Annotated in this window: 16 protein-coding genes; 8 read left to right on the top strand and 8 right to left on the bottom strand. The window is 59.6% G+C overall.

Annotated features, from left to right (window positions below; all coding sequences use genetic code 11):
* The first annotated feature begins 306 nt into the window (after positions 1-306).
* From AC2FFF_RS18270 to AC2FFF_RS18250, 5 genes are read left to right on the top strand one after another with little or no spacing between them, the layout of a single operon-like run.
* Positions 307-957 carry a histidine phosphatase family protein gene (locus AC2FFF_RS18270; RefSeq protein ID WP_271952164.1) on the top strand — a complete coding sequence of 217 codons (651 nt, stop codon included), beginning with the start codon at positions 307-309 and terminating at the stop codon, positions 955-957.
* Between the two features lie 21 nt (positions 958-978).
* Positions 979-1,593, top strand: coding sequence for a glutathione S-transferase family protein (locus tag AC2FFF_RS18265; RefSeq protein ID WP_281973761.1), 615 nt, complete (start codon positions 979-981; stop codon positions 1,591-1,593).
* A 15-nt stretch (positions 1,594-1,608) separates the two neighbouring features.
* Positions 1,609-2,655 (top strand): saccharopine dehydrogenase, encoded by a 1,047-nt coding sequence (locus tag AC2FFF_RS18260; RefSeq protein WP_281973762.1) that lies wholly within the window; start codon positions 1,609-1,611, stop codon positions 2,653-2,655.
* A 12-nt stretch (positions 2,656-2,667) separates the two neighbouring features.
* A complete protein-coding gene (locus AC2FFF_RS18255) occupies positions 2,668-2,916 on the top strand; it encodes a SemiSWEET family sugar transporter (RefSeq protein ID WP_142640081.1) in 249 nt (82 codons plus the stop codon).
* Between the two features lie 22 nt (positions 2,917-2,938).
* Positions 2,939-4,081, top strand: coding sequence for a saccharopine dehydrogenase family protein (locus AC2FFF_RS18250; protein WP_142640079.1), 1,143 nt, complete (start codon positions 2,939-2,941; stop codon positions 4,079-4,081).
* Positions 4,082-4,129: 48 nt separating this feature from the next.
* Here the strand turns inward: AC2FFF_RS18250 and AC2FFF_RS18245 are convergent, their stop codons facing one another.
* Both AC2FFF_RS18245 and AC2FFF_RS18240 read right to left on the bottom strand, forming a co-directional pair.
* On the bottom strand, positions 4,130-4,447 hold the full coding sequence (locus AC2FFF_RS18245; protein WP_142640076.1) for a DUF3775 domain-containing protein: 318 nt from the start codon (positions 4,445-4,447) through the stop codon (positions 4,130-4,132).
* Between the two features lie 79 nt (positions 4,448-4,526).
* The gene (locus AC2FFF_RS18240) at positions 4,527-5,303 is read right to left on the bottom strand and encodes a DUF1365 domain-containing protein (protein ID WP_281973763.1); all 777 of its coding nucleotides are present in this window, start codon (positions 5,301-5,303) and stop codon (positions 4,527-4,529) included.
* A 147-nt stretch (positions 5,304-5,450) separates the two neighbouring features.
* Between AC2FFF_RS18240 and AC2FFF_RS18235 the strand changes: the two genes are divergently transcribed.
* Positions 5,451-6,107, top strand: coding sequence for a sigma-70 family RNA polymerase sigma factor (locus AC2FFF_RS18235; protein WP_281973764.1), 657 nt, complete (start codon positions 5,451-5,453; stop codon positions 6,105-6,107).
* 10 nt (positions 6,108-6,117) lie between these two features.
* A complete protein-coding gene (locus AC2FFF_RS18230; RefSeq protein ID WP_281973765.1) occupies positions 6,118-6,768 on the top strand; it encodes a ChrR family anti-sigma-E factor in 651 nt (216 codons plus the stop codon).
* A 60-nt stretch (positions 6,769-6,828) separates the two neighbouring features.
* Here AC2FFF_RS18230 and AC2FFF_RS18225 read toward each other — a convergent pair whose 3' ends face one another.
* The 6 genes from AC2FFF_RS18225 to AC2FFF_RS18200 form a co-directional block, all read right to left on the bottom strand.
* On the bottom strand, positions 6,829-8,058 hold the full coding sequence (locus tag AC2FFF_RS18225) for a DNA recombination protein RmuC (protein WP_142640068.1): 1,230 nt from the start codon (positions 8,056-8,058) through the stop codon (positions 6,829-6,831).
* Positions 8,059-8,110: 52 nt separating this feature from the next.
* Positions 8,111-9,961 carry a DNA mismatch repair endonuclease MutL gene (gene mutL / locus AC2FFF_RS18220; RefSeq protein WP_496883025.1) on the bottom strand — a complete coding sequence of 617 codons (1,851 nt, stop codon included), beginning with the start codon at positions 9,959-9,961 and terminating at the stop codon, positions 8,111-8,113.
* Between the two features lie 282 nt (positions 9,962-10,243).
* The gene (locus tag AC2FFF_RS18215) at positions 10,244-11,173 is read right to left on the bottom strand and encodes a metal ABC transporter permease (RefSeq protein ID WP_271952150.1); all 930 of its coding nucleotides are present in this window, start codon (positions 11,171-11,173) and stop codon (positions 10,244-10,246) included.
* The gene (locus AC2FFF_RS18210) at positions 11,170-12,375 is read right to left on the bottom strand and encodes a metal ABC transporter permease (RefSeq protein WP_281973767.1); all 1,206 of its coding nucleotides are present in this window, start codon (positions 12,373-12,375) and stop codon (positions 11,170-11,172) included. The genes AC2FFF_RS18215 and AC2FFF_RS18210 overlap by 4 nt, the downstream gene beginning before the upstream one ends.
* A gap of 3 nt (positions 12,376-12,378) precedes the next feature.
* Complete coding sequence (locus tag AC2FFF_RS18205) at positions 12,379-13,182, bottom strand: metal ABC transporter ATP-binding protein (protein WP_142640060.1); 804 nt, start codon at positions 13,180-13,182, stop codon at positions 12,379-12,381.
* Positions 13,183-13,185: 3 nt separating this feature from the next.
* A complete protein-coding gene (locus tag AC2FFF_RS18200; RefSeq protein WP_271952144.1) occupies positions 13,186-14,139 on the bottom strand; it encodes a metal ABC transporter solute-binding protein, Zn/Mn family in 954 nt (317 codons plus the stop codon).
* Between the two features lie 198 nt (positions 14,140-14,337).
* Between AC2FFF_RS18200 and deoC the strand changes: the two genes are divergently transcribed.
* Complete coding sequence (gene deoC, locus AC2FFF_RS18195) at positions 14,338-15,336, top strand: deoxyribose-phosphate aldolase (RefSeq protein ID WP_281973768.1); 999 nt, start codon at positions 14,338-14,340, stop codon at positions 15,334-15,336.
* Positions 15,337-15,343 lie beyond the last annotated feature (7 nt).

Genomic DNA, 15,343 nt, shown 5'->3' with positions numbered 1-15,343 from the left:
CAGCCCGCAAAATCAACCAACTTCCCACCCAACTCAACATGCAAACCATGCAAAGGCGTGCGCTTAATATCCGTCATAAATAAATCCTTTCCCAAGCCAGTTTTCCGAGGTCATCGAATAGCTTGCAACGATGAATTTGCAGGACAGTCTGATATCACCAAGGTTCCTGTGGACGGTCTTGCGAGTCAACAACAATACCGCCCGGCCAGATTCGGGGGTGAGCGAGAATAATTTCCAAACCGCAACGAACGGCTCTGGCCCCGGACCTAGACCTGTCCTAAGACTTGCCACGCAAGAGGGACCGACATGTCACATATCACACTGGTGCGTCACGGGCAGGCCAATACCACCGCGCGCGACGAAAAGAACTATGACAAGCTCAGCGATCTGGGACATCAGCAGGCCCGCTGGCTGGGGGCGCATCTCCAGGACACACGCAGCCATTTTCCCCGGGTCTATTGCGGCACCCTGATCCGCCACGCCGAGACCACCGCCAGCATGGGGCTGACTGATCCGATCCGCGATCCGCGGCTGAACGAGATCGAGTATTTCACCATCGCGCAGCTGTTCGAGGAACAGCACGGAGTGAAAGTGCCCACTGATCGCGAAGGTTTTGTCGAGCATCTGCCCCGCACCTTTGCCGCCTGGGCCGATGGCGCCATCAAAAACACACCGGAAACCTTCGAGGAATTCGAAACCCGGGTGCGCGACGCGCTGACCGAAATCGGAACCGAAGGCGGCCCTGCCATCGTTGTGACCTCGGGCGGGTTGATTTCGATGGTTGTCCGGCAGGCGATGGGGCTGGATATCCCGGCCATGGCGCGGGTGGCTCTTGCCATCATGAACACGTCAATGCACCGTTTATACCCGATAGGTACACAGCTCAGCCCGGTTCTGTTCAATGCCGTTCCGCATCTGGAAGCACCAGACCGGCAGTTTGCACAGACCCACCTGTAACCCCAAACCAGAGGCTTTGTGATGCAACTTTACTATGCCCCTCGCACGATTTCGGTCGCCGTTGCGATTGCACTGGAAGAGGCCGGGCTGGACTATGAGGCGATCCAACTGGACTTTGCCAGTGGAGAGCAAACCAAATCCGCCTACAAGCAGATCAACCCAAAAGGCCGGGTTCCGGCGCTGGTGGTAGACGGTGGGATTTTGACCGAAACCGGGGCACTTTTGGAGTTCATCGCAGCAATGGCTCCGAAGGCCGGGCTGGTGCCTGCGGACCCGATCATGGCCGCCCGGATGCGCGAGGTGATGTATTATCTTGCCTCGACCATGCATGTGAACCACGCCCATAAGCTGCGCGGCGCGCGGTGGGCCGACAAGAAATCCAGCTGGAAGGATATGACGGCAAAAGTCGCGCAGACCATGGCAGCGTCCTGCGACTATATCTGTTCGAACGGTCTGCGTGGACCGTTTGTGCTGGGCGAGGCGTTCTCGCTGGCCGATGCCTATTTGTATGTGGTTTGCAGTTGGTTGGAAGGCGACGGCGTCGACGTTGCAACCTATCCCAAGATCGTCGCCTTTCGTGAGGCGGCAGAGGCGCGCGCTTCGCTGAAAGCCGTACGTGCCGCCGGAATGCTCTGATTAAGGGGAGAAAATATGACGCATCTATGGGTCCGGGCCGAACAGCGCCCAAACGAAGAACGGGTCGGGCTGACTCCTGAAGGCGCTTTGGGGCTGATCGCTGCTGGCATCCGCGTAACGGTCGAGGAAAGCCATGTTCGCGCCATCCCCATCGACGGTTACAAGGCTGCTGGCTGCGAGATCGCGCCCGAGAATTCCTGGCCAGATGCACCCAAGGACGCGATCATCTTTGGCCTCAAGGAACTGCCCGAGGATGGCACGCCCCTGCCCCACCGCCACATCATGTTCGGCCATGCCTATAAGGGTCAGCATTCCGGCCGGGCGCTGCTAGAACGGTTCAAGGCCGGGGGCGGAACGCTGTATGATCTGGAATATCTTGTCGAGGAAAACGGCCGCCGGGTCGCCGCCTTTGGCTATTGGGCCGGCTATGCCGGGGCGGCGGTGACACTCAAGACTTGGGCCGCGCAGCAGCGGGGCGCGGAATGCTCTCCGGTTGGTGTCTATCCCAGCAAGGACGCGTTGAATTCCGAGCTTCTGGCTGAACTAGATGCCATCGAGGCCAATAGACCAAGGGCCATCGTCATCGGTGCTCTTGGCCGCGTGGGTACCGGCGCCAGCGACCTTTGCACGGCGATGGGTGTCAGTGTCACCAAGTGGGACATGGCCGAAACCGCCAGCGGCGGGCCGTTCCCTGAAATCCTCGACCACGACCTGTTCCTGAACTGTATCTTCGCGCGCCCAGGCACGCCGGTTTTTGTCCCGCATGAGGCACTGGCCGCTGACCGCAAGCTGACCGCCATCGGCGATGTCGCCTGTGACCCCGACAGCGATTATAACCCCGTTCCAGTTTATGACCGAGCAACCACTTGGGACGCACCTGCCCTGCGCGTGGCGACCAATCCGGTTCTTGATGTAGTTGCAATCGACAATCTGCCGTCGATGCTACCGGTCGAAAGCTCGGAAGATTATGCAGCACAGCTTCTGCCTTCTCTGCTGACCCTGACCGACTTGAACAGCGGCGTCTGGGGCCGGGCCCGCGATACGTTCGACAACCATGTCTAGGAGTAGCCACGCATGGAACACCTGATCGGGGGCGCGGCTGCGGTGCTGGGCACTGTATGTTGGCTTCCTCAAACCCTAAAGACCTGGCGCTCCCGCGAGACCAAGGATCTGTCTATGCCGGCGAACCTGTTGATTCTGGCCACGTTGAGCCTGTGGCTGATTTACGGAGTGATGATTGCGGCATGGCCGCTGATATTGGGTAATGTAATATCGATCCTGCTTGTCAGCGCGATCGTGATTGCAAAACTGAGGTTTGGCTGAACAGCCGTAAAGGAGTTTTCACATGACGATTCACTGGTGTGGCACCGGCCTGTCGGCCATTCCCGGCTTACGCCGCCTGATCGAAGGCGGGCACAAGGTCACGGTCTGGAACCGGACAATCGAAAAGGCCAAGGCCGAAGTTGGTGACCTGACCAGCGATATCCGCGTTTTTGACATCGACGCCTTGGCGGCGGTGCTGGAACAGGGCGATGTCATCGTTTCGATGTTGCCCGGCGACTGGCACGTGCCCTTGGCCGAGCTTGCAATCGCGAAACAGGCGAATTTCGTCTCATCCTCCTATATCGCCCCCGAGATGCGCGCGTTGGACGAGGCGGCCCGCGAAGCCGGGGTGGCGCTGGTCAACGAGGTCGGGCTGGACCCGGGCATCGATCACCTGATGGCTCATGCACTGATCGACGACTATCGCGCTTCGGACGCGTTCGACCCGCAGAACCACCTGAGTTTCATCTCTTATTGCGGTGGCATCCCCAAGCATCCGAACCCGTTCCGGTACAAGTTCAGCTGGTCACCGCTGGGTGTGCTCAAGGCGTTGCGTTCACCATCGAAATCAATTCGCAATTATGCTCCGCTGGACGTAGCGCGCCCATGGGATGCGATTACCAGCTATATCGCACCCCTGCCCACACCCGAAAGCTTTGAGGTCTATCCGAACCGCGACTCGATCCCGTTCATGGCGCAGTACCATTTCGAGGATCACTGGCCGGTCAAGGAATTCGTCCGCGGTACGCTGCGTCTGAATGGCTGGGCCGATGCGTGGTCGGGTGTGTTTGCCGAAATCGAAACCCTGTCCGGCCCCGAAGGCGATGCACGCCTGAAGGAGATGTCGGACCAGTTCTGGGCCGACAACGCCTATGACGAGGGCGAGCCGGACCGTGTGGTTCTGTGTGTGGGCCTGAAGGCGGAAAAAGACGGCGTTCCGGTCTGGCACAAAACCTATGTGATGGATGCCTGGGGTGACGACCGCGGCACGGCAATGGCGCGGCTGGTCTCGGTCCCCGTTTCACTGGCTGTCGAAGCCGTCTTGAACCGCGCTATTCCGGCAGGCGTTCATGCGGCCCCCAATGATCCGAAACTGGTGCAGGGCTGGATGGCTGAAATCGACCGGCTGGCGCAGCACCTCGCGATCATTGACCATTCCAACTGAGATGACCGTCACGCCAATCAGGTGGCGTGACGGCAATAAAACTGGTGCCTACATCAGATCATTTTCCACGTCCTCGGCCGATACCCCTAGCGCATCCAGACCATTTTCCAGATGATCTGACATGTGCGGCGTTCCGATCAGGTAATCAGCACAGGGGGTTGAGGCTTCGGCCCTTGCGGTGGCGATGGCTTCGACCAGATCCTCGGCGAAGAAGCTTTCACGCCCGATCCACATGATAGCCACCAGTTCGGCCTGTTCGTCCTCGCTCATGTGATCAATGAACGCGCGCAACTCGCCCTCGGCCCGATTCAGCTCGCGCCCCATCAGCGCAACCTGAGCAACTTTTCTTGCTGAAATTTCCAACATGACCCGACTCCTGTGTTCGCGGCTTTCGAATGAAACAACCACTAGGCAGAGCCCGAGTCTTTGATCTTGAACAAACGCGTTAGCGCAGGCGCACACGCGAAACCGGCTGATCCGGCACCGGTGCGGTTCTGAACGGGCGAAAGGTGGCTTTTTTCACCCAAAGTTTAAGTGCTTGCCAGATGATCAGCGCAAAGGTCCGCCGCGCACCAAATGGGCGGCGCAGCAGCGACCACAGGATCACCCGGTTGGTCAGCGGACGGCGTGTCCCGGTCAGGGTGGCGATCAATCCGCCCTCGGGGCGGGTATACTCGATCCAAACGCCAACACGTTCGGGGCGATAGTCGAAACGGAAGGTATAGCTGCCCTCGATCTTCTGGAAGGGCGACACATGCAGCAGTTTGTCAGCCACCATCCTGTCGGTTGCCTTGATGGGTGAAAAGCCGGGATTGTGGCACAGATAGCTGTGGCGCGTGCCATAGGTATTGGTCACCTCGGCCACAACCGCATTGAGCGCACCCTGCCCATCGAAACAGAACCAGAAGCTGACCGGGTTGAACACATGCCCCAGAACCCGAGGCTGCGTCAGCAACATCAGGCGCGCCGGTTGCGCCACCTGCAACTGATCAAACCGCGCGCGCAGCCAGGCGGCACCGTCGCCCTGGCCCGGCTCACCCCCGTGATCCTGCGACCGCCAGTTGGCAAGATTGGCCCGGTTCACCGAAAATAGCGCCGGAGTGGTCAGATCGCGTTCAGGGTTCAGAAGAATGTAGTCGACCGAATAGCGGAAGGCGTTTTCGATCGCACCCTTGCGCCCGTGAAAGGTATGGCCCGCAACATGATCAACGGTCTGTGTCATTCGATATGGTCCGACCCGCTTGTAACCGCCCGGAGGGGCGTGGTTTTCTGAAGGTTTCTGTTACTTAGAATACGGCATCCAGCCAGGATTGGATCAAAAATATCGCTTCAGAGTGATCCGGCTTGGGACACCAACCGTATTGTGGTTATGTTTACCGAGATAGACACCGTGACCTTGGACGAGCCGGCGGCTACACCCGCCGTCCTCAAGCCTTGGCGCACAAGAAAACGCATCAAGGGTAGACAGGTGAACGGAACACAAAGCAGTTGCGACACCAGGATTGAGTGGGTGGACCATGTCAGGCGCATTCGGGATGTGCAGGATCAGGCGGCTTTTGCCGAGCTGTTCCAGCATTTTGCGCCGCGGATCAAGGCGTTCCTGATGAAGTCGGGCTCGGACGCGACCATGTCCGAGGAATGTGCGCAAGAGGTGATGGCGACCTTGTGGCACAAGGCCCATCTGTTCGATCCGACCCGGGCAACGGTGGCCACATGGGTGTTCACCATCGCACGGAACAAACGCATCGACGCCCTGCGCAAGCAACGGCGCCCCGAACCGGAAGAACTGGGCTGGGGCCACGAGTCCGAACCTGATCAGGACGACGTGATCGTCTTGCAACAAGAAACCGCGCAGCTGCGCACTGCCTTGAAGGCATTGCCTGACGCGCAAAGAGACTTGATCGAAAAGGCCTATTTCGGAGACCTGAGTCACCGGGAAATTGCGTCTCAGACTGGATTGCCTCTGGGAACGATCAAATCAAGAATTAGGCTGGCGCTGGATCGCCTGCGCCACGCAATGAACTGAGACAGAGACGATGAGCAAACAGATTAAGCATCACCTGACGGAAGATCTGCTGATGGCATATGCCGCCGGCAGCCTGCCCGAAGCGTTCGATCTGATGGTCGCGACCCATCTGTCGCTGTGTGACCATTGCCGCGCGCAGGCTGAAAGCTTTGATGCGGTTGGCGGACAGATACTGGACGCGCTGCCCTATCCTGCCCAAATGAACGACAGCGCGCTGGCTGCGACGATGGCGCTGATCGCCCAAGGCGTACCGACCCCCAAGCCCGTGAACAAGGGCTGCGCCGTGCTACCTGCCCCCCTGCAGGACTACGTCGGCGGCACTGTCAATGACATCCGATGGCGGCCCATCGGAATGGGCGTCAGACAAGCTATCTTGCCGACGAGCGGCGACGCTTCGGCACGTCTGCTGTTCATTCCGGCCGGAACCGCAGTTCCGGATCACAGCCATAACGGTATGGAATTGACCATGGTTCTGCAGGGTGCTTTCTCGGATGAGGTTGATCACTTTGCACGCGGCGATGTTGAGATTGCCGATGAAGATCTGCATCACACCCCGACCGCAGACATTACCGCAGATTGCATCTGTCTGGCCGTTACCGACGCGCCGCTAAAATTCACCAAGCTCATGCCCCGCTTGTTCCAGCCCTTCCTGCGTATCTGATCTCTGGGACCTGACGCGGTGCGCTGGCCAATTCCGGCCAATGTCGCATCGAACGGCTTGTCAGATTTCGTGCCGCGCCAGCGGTACAACGCCCGGCGTGTCGTCAGGTGCGATCTCTTCGAAATCGAAATTGTCCAGTCGCTGCGCCCGGCGCCCGGCCTTTTCAGCGCTGATCTTGATTTCCGAGATATCCTTGGCCGCCTGCCCGAAATGACGGTCCAGATTGGAAACCCGATCGCCCAGGCGATCTACATCCTTGTGCAGCAGACCCAGCTCTTTGCGGATAGCACCCGCCTGTTCCCGCATCCTTGCGTCCTTCAGGATCGCGCGCATCGTGTTCAGCGTTGCCATGCAGGTGGTGGGCGAGACGATCCAAACGCGTTTGGTAAAGCTCTCCTGCACCAATTCGGGAAACTTGGCGTGCAACTCGGCATAAACCGCTTCGGAAGGTAGGAACATCAACGCGCCATCGGCGGTTTCCCCGTCCAGGATGTATTTCTCGGAGATGTCGTTGATATGCTTGCGCACAGTTGTTCGGAACATCTGCACCGCCGCTTTCAGCTCCGTATCATTGGTCGACCCGATCAGCGCCTCATACGCTTCCAACGGGAATTTGCTGTCGATCACAATGGGGCCGGGTGGGTTGGGCAGGTGGATCAGGCAATCCGCCCGACGCCCGTTCGACAAGGTCGCCTGCAGCTTGAAACTGTCCGAGGGCAACGCCTTGGAGACGATATCGTTCAACTGAATCTCTCCGAACGCACCGCGCGTCTGTTTGTTCGACAGAATATCCTGAAGCGACAGCACATCGCCCGACAGTTTGGTGATGTTATCCTGCGCCTTGTCGATGGCCGCCAGACGCTCCTGCAACTGGGTCAGTGACGTCGCCGTCTGTTTCGACGAGCCGTGCAGCGATTCCTTCATCCGCTCCTGCATCTCGGCCAGCGCACGTGCGGATTTCATCGCGTTATCTGCCAGCCGATCGTTCATCTGCTGCTGCACCGAAGACAGGCGGGATTCAACCGTCTGGATCACCTGCAGCTGCGCATTGGCCTGCGTGTCCGAGACATGCTGCAGACCACCGCGCAGCTGCTCTTGTCCTTGTCCCAACTGCTGAACATGTTGACCCAGATGCGCCATTTGCCGCGACAGTGGCTCGGCCATCCTGGCTGACCGGTTGGCCGCTCGCAAAGACAGGAACAGCAGCAACAGGATCAATGCCACCACCCCGCCAACGATCAGGATCACGGGGTCGTTCAATGCAAATTGGGTTCCTGCAATCTCGATCATTTTGCCTCGGATGTTCTTGTTTTATTCTTCATAGCCCGCGCACCCCGCGGGATCAACTGCGTCCGAACAATCGTTCGATATCGGCCAGTTTCAGTTCCACATAAGTTGGCCGCCCATGGTTGCACTGGCCGGAATGGGGTGTCGCCTCCATCTCGCGCAGCAGCGCGTTCATCTCTTCGGCCCGCATTCGGCGGCCCGAGCGGATCGAACCGTGACAGGCGACACGGCTGAGGATCGCCTCAATCCGCGCCTGCACCATCTGGCTTTCCCCCTGATCGGACAGCTCATCCAGAATATCCAGAATCATTGCGCGGGCGTTGACCTCACCCAGAATGGCCGGGGTTTCACGCACGGCAACCGCACCTCCGCCGAAGGGCTCGAGCGTCAGGCCAAAGCGCGAAAGGTCATCTGCCACCGCCATAAGTCGCGCGCAGTCGCCTTCAGACAACTCCACGATCTCGGGGATCAGCAGCGCCTGCGCAGCCACGCCGTTCGCCGCCATCTGGGCTTTCAGCTTTTCATAGACCAACCGCTCATGCGCGGCGTGCTGATCGACAATCACCATGCCATCAGCGGTCTGGGCGATGATGTAGTTTTCATGCACCTGCCCGCGCGCGGCCCCCAAAGGCAGGTCTTCGGTCGGCGCCTCGGAAGCGGGTTCCGCGATCGGCTCAACCACGCTGCCGCTGTAATCGCGGGTCAGTTCAGCAAAGCCCGGTGCCTGCGCCTGATAGGCCATCTGGCGCGCGGCGGGTGAAGGGCGATCCATCTGGTAGACCCGCGCCGGAATGGGTTGCGGTGATTCAGGCCGCATCGCGCCGAGGGTCGCGTTCGCTACGGTTGAAGACGCCCGATGCCCGGCCTCTGCCAGCGCGTGCCGCAGAGCCGAGACAATCAGCCCGCGCGCCACGCCAGGGTCGCGGAACCGCACTTCGGATTTGGCAGGGTGCACGTTCACATCCACCAGCGTCGGATCACAGTCGATGAACAGAGCCGCCGCCGGATGCCGATCACGGCTGAGAAAGTCGAAATAGGCCGCCCGCAATGCACCGGTCAGCATCTTGTCACGCACAGGCCGTCCATTGACGAACAGGTACTGCGCCACCGCTGCACCCCGAGAATAGGTCGGCAGAGCGGCATAGCCATACAGCCGGATACCCTCACGCGTGGCGTCAATTTGCAACGCGTTCTCGGCAAACTCGCGCCCGATCACGCAGGCCAGTCGGGCATGCAACGCGTCAAACAGATCACCATTCTCACGGTCAGCCCGGAAGGTCACGCGCCCCTCGCCGCCGCCCGAGACATCGCGCAGGGTAAAGGTGACCGAGGGCTCGGCCATGGCCAGACGTTTGACCGTATCGGCGATGGCCTGCGTCTCGGCGCGGTCGGTACGCATGAATTTCAAACGCGCAGGCGTGGCAAAGAACAGATCGCGCAACTCGACCACGGTACCCGCGCGCAGAGCCGCGGGTTTCACCGCGGACATTGTGCCACCAGCGACCTGAACCTGCGCCGCATCCGCCCCCGGAACACGACTGGTTATGGTCAAACGCCCGACCGCGCCCAGCGACGGCAACGCCTCACCGCGAAAGCCGAAAGTATGAATGTTCAGCAGATCCGACCCGTCGATTTTCGAGGTTGCGTGGCGGGACAAAGCCAACGGCAAATCCGCCGCCGCAATACCACAGCCGTCATCGGTGACGCGAATCAGCGTCTTGCCCCCATCGGCGATCTCTATCGCAACCCGCGTGGCACCTGCATCAATGGCGTTCTCGATCAATTCCTTGACCGCAGAGGCCGGTCGCTCGACCACTTCGCCGGCTGCGATCCGGTTGATTGCAGCATCGTCCAACTGCCGAATTACCGGTCGAAACTCGCTGATATTGGGGTTTGCCTGCTCCATACCCCTAGACCTAGCACATGCGCACACGATTCTGCCACCGCTATGGTATTCAGATTTAGTGCAAGAAGGGGGCGTTCGGACAATCGCGCCATGTCGGCCTGCAAGGCGACGACCTTGATCACGATTGCCCGAACAAGCCGGGGTGAGTGGTGGTCAGTTGCTTAACAATACAACAACCTTAGCACGATCTGCAGATTAAGGCTCATTAACTCTGGCCGTGCTGTTCGCGTTGGCAAAGTTCAGCCGAAATACGGCATCAGCCAACAGCAGGAATATGCCGGATCAAACAGTGCCTGGAGCACCCGCGCGGGTCCGGCAGGGGCCGAAAACAGCCGCAAGCGCCAGAATCACACCAGATACCGTTGCGATCATTCCGGCGGCACTCACGGCATCGCGGGCACCCAGCCATAATGGGCCATAACCCGCCAGAACATAGCCCATCACCGCCGAAACCACGGCAAATACAACGCTCCATGCGATTTGAGATTCCAATCGGTTAGTCATCAACCGCGCCGCAGCCGGGGGGCAGATGAACATGGCAATCACGATGATCGAGCCAACCGCGTCGAAGGATGCGACGGCAGCTATCGCCGCTGTGATCACCAGCGCAAACCCCAAAGGACCGGTCCGAATACCAATCGTGCTGGCAAAACCCTCGTCAAAGGTCGAAATCTTCAATGGTCGCCAGAATATCCAGGTAAACAGGGAAACCCCTGCAAGTGTCAGCGCGATACGCGGCAATTCCGGGGGCAACCCTGCAAGCGCTGCCGGGTTCCACAGCGAGACCCATCCCGTTGCGTCCAGCCAGATCAGACTTTCGAGATTGCCATACAGCGCGTGTTCCACATCCAGATGCACGGTCGAGGTGTCCGTCTGCTCCAACAAAAGAACACCCGCCGCAAACAGGGTAGTAAAGACCACGCCCATTGCCGCACCGGGTTCGATCTGACCCAACCTGCGGATCGCCTCGATCATCACAACGGCAACCACGGCAGCACCCGCCGCGCCCAGCATCATCGGCCAGGTCGAGATCGCGCCGGTCAGCAGAAAGGCCACCACGATGCCCGGCAACACTACATGGCTGATGGCATCCCCGATCAGCGCCTGTTTGCGCAGAACCAGAAAGTTCCCCGGAAGGGCGCAGGCGATGGCGGCAAATGTCCCGATCAGCAGCGGTGTCAGTGACAGGGGAACGAATTCTTCGCCGCTCATGGTGCTATCCCCTGCGGGCCGCCGATCTGGCGGTCGATCTCGGTAATCTGGTCGCGGGTCAGCACGGTTTCGATATCGCGCAGCCCGTCATAAAGCGCCGCCGTTGCTTCGTGGGCCTGGTCCGTGCGAACGACCTCCCACCGCTTTTCGTCGCGCAGGGCTTTGGCGGCGCGGGCCTTGCCAGCCTCGGTTGCCACGCCGTCGGGGCGTGCCAAACCGGCCCGGCGCAACAAACGCAGGGTCAGCGGCTCATAGATTTTCTGCCCTTGTGCCAACGCAAGCAAGCCCTGCCGGATATGAACCCGACGCTGGAATTGCAGGTGCCGCAACACCGCCGCCAGAACACCGCGAACCGGCGCCAACAGCAACGACAGGACAAACACGGCAAAACTGACAAGAACGATAAGCGGACCCGTCGGCAGATTGGGAGCCGCCGCCGACAGTGCCGCACCGATATAACCCGAGACGCCCCCGATCAGACCCGCCAGCAACACTACTCTTTCGGACCGCTCAGTCCAAAACCGGGCTGTCACCGGCGGAATGATCAAAAGCGCAACGATCAGGATCAACCCGACAACTTTCAGGCCAACCACTGTGACGGCCATAACCAGACCCATCATTGCAAGGTCGATGCGATGCACCGGCAGGCCCCTGGCTGCTGCAAATTCAGGGTCAAAGGCCACGATCGTCATTGGACGGCGGATAATCATGACAAGCGCCAGCGTTGCCGCGCCTCCGATCGCAATGATCATCGCATCTGTCCAAAGCATTCCTGCGGTCGAGCCCAGCAGAAACCCTTCGAGCCCCGCCTGTCGGCCCACACCCATGGTCTGGATCACCGTCAGCAGCACAATGCCGAAACCAAAGAATACAGATAGGACCGCTCCGATCGCGGCATCCTCGGCCAGCCGCGTGTGCCGCGTCAGCCAGTTCATACACAAAAGGCCGATCCAAGCGGATATTGCCGACCCGACGAGCAGGCCGATCAGGTTTCTGCCGTCCCCACCGAGGGCCACAAGTACCATAAAGGCCAGACACACACCCGGCAATGTCGCATGGCTGATCGCATCGCTGACCAGTGCACGTTTGCGCAAGAACAGAAATGTGCCGGTTACCCCGGCGGAAATGCCCAGCAGGCTTGCGCCGATTGCGACAAGTGTAGCGTTATAGCCAAGCTGAAGGGTCAGAGCATCCCAATGCATGACTCACCCCAGCGCGCGTGAGATCTGGTCGATCTGCGCCGTAGCCAGACGGCCGCCATAGGCAGATTGCAATGTCTTGGCCGTAAAAGCCTCGGCCACGGGCCCCTCGGCGACTTTGCGCGTGTTGATCAGGAAAACATGGTCGAAATAGTCGGTGACGGTCGCCAGGTCATGATGCACCGCAACCACGGTCTTGCCCGCCTCTTTCAGCGATTTCAGGACGGAAATGATGGCCTTTTCAGTTGCCGCATCAACCCCGGCAAAAGGTTCGTCCAGCAGATACAGATCGGCGGCCTGCGCCAAGGCGCGCGCCAGAAAGACCCTCTGCTGCTGGCCGCCTGACAACTGGCCGATCTGCCGGTCGGCAAAGTCACGCATCCCAACACGGTGCAGGCAATCCATCGCCTGCGCCTTATGCCGGGCGCGCACCCGTCCCAACAGCCCCAGTTCGCGCGACAAGCCCATCAGAACCACGTCAATCACGCGCGTCGGGAAGTCCCAGTCCACGCTGGCCCGCTGCGGCACATATGCGATCCGGGACCGCTGTCGATCCAGCCGATCGCCAAACACCGTCACCTGACCGGACAGGGGTGAGACAATCCCCAAAGCCGCCTTCAACAGGGTCGATTTACCAGCACCGTTTGGCCCGATGATCGCTGTCATGGCACCCGGTTGCACGGTCATATCAACCGAGAAAACTGCCGGCTTCTGCCCGTACGAGACGGTCAGGCCACGAATGGCCAGCGGGCTTTTTCCAATGTCGTTTTCCGGAAGGGGGATGCCCTGATGTGCCGCCAGTTCCAGCATCTCTTAAAACCCCGCCGACAGATTGCCGCTCATGCCAGTTTTGGGAATATCAGCCCCCAGAGCGCCTGCAATTACTGTGATATTGTGATCCAGCATCCCGATGTAGGTACCCTCATAGGTGCCGGGCTCGCCCATCGCGTCCGAATAAAGCTGTCCACCGACTTCGACCTGATGTCCCCTGGCCGCTGCGCCCTCGATCAGCGCACGCATCGACCGATCCGAGACCGAGCTTTCCACGAAAACTGCCGTCAGTTGCCGGTCAACCAGCGTATCGACCAATTCGCTAATCCGGTTCAGTCCCGCCTCGGATTGGGTTGAAATACCCTGAATTCCAAGCACATCGTACCCGTATTCAGCACCGAAATACCCAAAGGCATCATGTGCCGTCACCAGAACACGGTTGTTTTCCGGGACCGCTGCAAGCACTTGCTTGCCATAAGTCTCCAGTTCCGCGATCTGCGCAAGAAAGGCCTCTGCGTTTGCCGCAAAGGTGTCCGCGGCCTCGGGGCGCGCTTGTGTCAGGGCTTTTTGCACCTCGACCACGACATCGCGCCACAGGGCCGGGCTCATCCAAAGATGGGGATCGTATTTGTCAGCATAATTGTCATGCGCGTGCAGCTTTGACTTATCAACGCCTTCGGCTACCGCAACGACCATGCGTTTACGCCCTAGGTCATGGAAGAACTCTTCCATCTGCGCCTCAAGATACAGACCATGCCACAGGATCAGATCGGACCTGGTCATAGCGACGATATCACTGCGGGTCTGACGATAGGCATGCGGGTCGACGCCGGGGCCCATAAGGCCCTTCACCTCGACCTGATCACCTCCGACCTGACGGGCGGCATCGGCAATCATACCGGTCGTGGCCACCACTTTCAGCGGCGCATCGGCCCAGGCCGAGAATGGGAATACAGCGGCGAATGCCAGCGCTGCAAGGAAACTACGACGAATCATATCAGACCCCGGAAATGGTATCTTGCTAAGATGAATATGAGAACCGCTCGCAACTAAGTCAATGCTATTGAGAATTATTCGCAAGAAAACGCCTATTTTGTCCATTTGGTCAAAAAATTTACCCTTCCAATGCCGGATGGCCTTCCATTTGCATCTTACCCGTGCGAATTTGATACAAACCTCCCAAAGGATGTGAAAATGGAAACGCAGAGCTCAGAAAGCCCCGTGCGCACCGCGCATCTGCCGCAAGTGACCGAGCCCCGGAACCCTGGAATGGAGCTTGATCTGGATTGGGTGCGGGCCGTACAGGTCAACACCTCGGCCGTTGAGCGCCGCGCAGCCACCCTGCCGGGTCGGCGCTCGGTGAAAAAGGACTACCAGGCGGCGTGGCTGCTCAAGGCGATCACCCTGATCGACCTGACCACCCTATCGGGAGACGATACCGTCGGCCGTGTCCGGCGCCTGTGCGCCAAAGCGCGGCAACCCGTGGCTTCTGCAACACTTCAGGCGTTGGACATGCCACCGATCACCACCGGCGCGGTCTGTGTCTATCACGACATGATCGAAACCGCTGTGGATGCGCTGAAGGGCACCGGGATTCCGGTGGCCGCCGTATCGACCGGATTCCCTGCAGGCTTGTCCCCGTTCCACCTGCGCGTGGCCGAGATCGAAGAAAGCGTCAAAGCCGGAGCCGAGGAAATCGACATCGTAATCTCTCGGCGTCATGTGCTGTCGGGCGACTGGCAGGCCTTGTATGACGAGATGAAAGCGTTCCGCGTGGCTTGTGGCGACGCGCATGTCAAAGCCATCCTTGCAACCGGCGAACTGGGCAGCCTACGCAACGTGGCGCGCGCCTCGCTGGTCTGCATGATGGCGGGGGCGGATTTCATCAAGACTTCGACCGGTAAGGAAAGCGTCAACGCCACGCTGCCCGTGTCGCTGGTGATGATCCGGGCGATCCGCGATTACTATGACCGCACCGGGTATCGTGTCGGATATAAACCCGCAGGCGGGATTTCCAAAGCCAAGGACGCACTAGTTTACCTGTCGCTGATCAAGGATGAGTTGGGCGACCGTTGGCTGGAGCCAGACCTGTTTCGCTTTGGCGCGTCGTCGCTTTTGGGCGATATCGAACGGCAGCTAGAACATTTCGTAACGGGTGCTTATTCCGCCGGTTACAGGCACTCGATGGGCTGAGGACGAA

It is taken from the genome of Ruegeria sp. YTSA226, from assembly GCF_059609905.1.
This window is presented reverse-complemented; position numbering and strand designations above follow the sequence as displayed.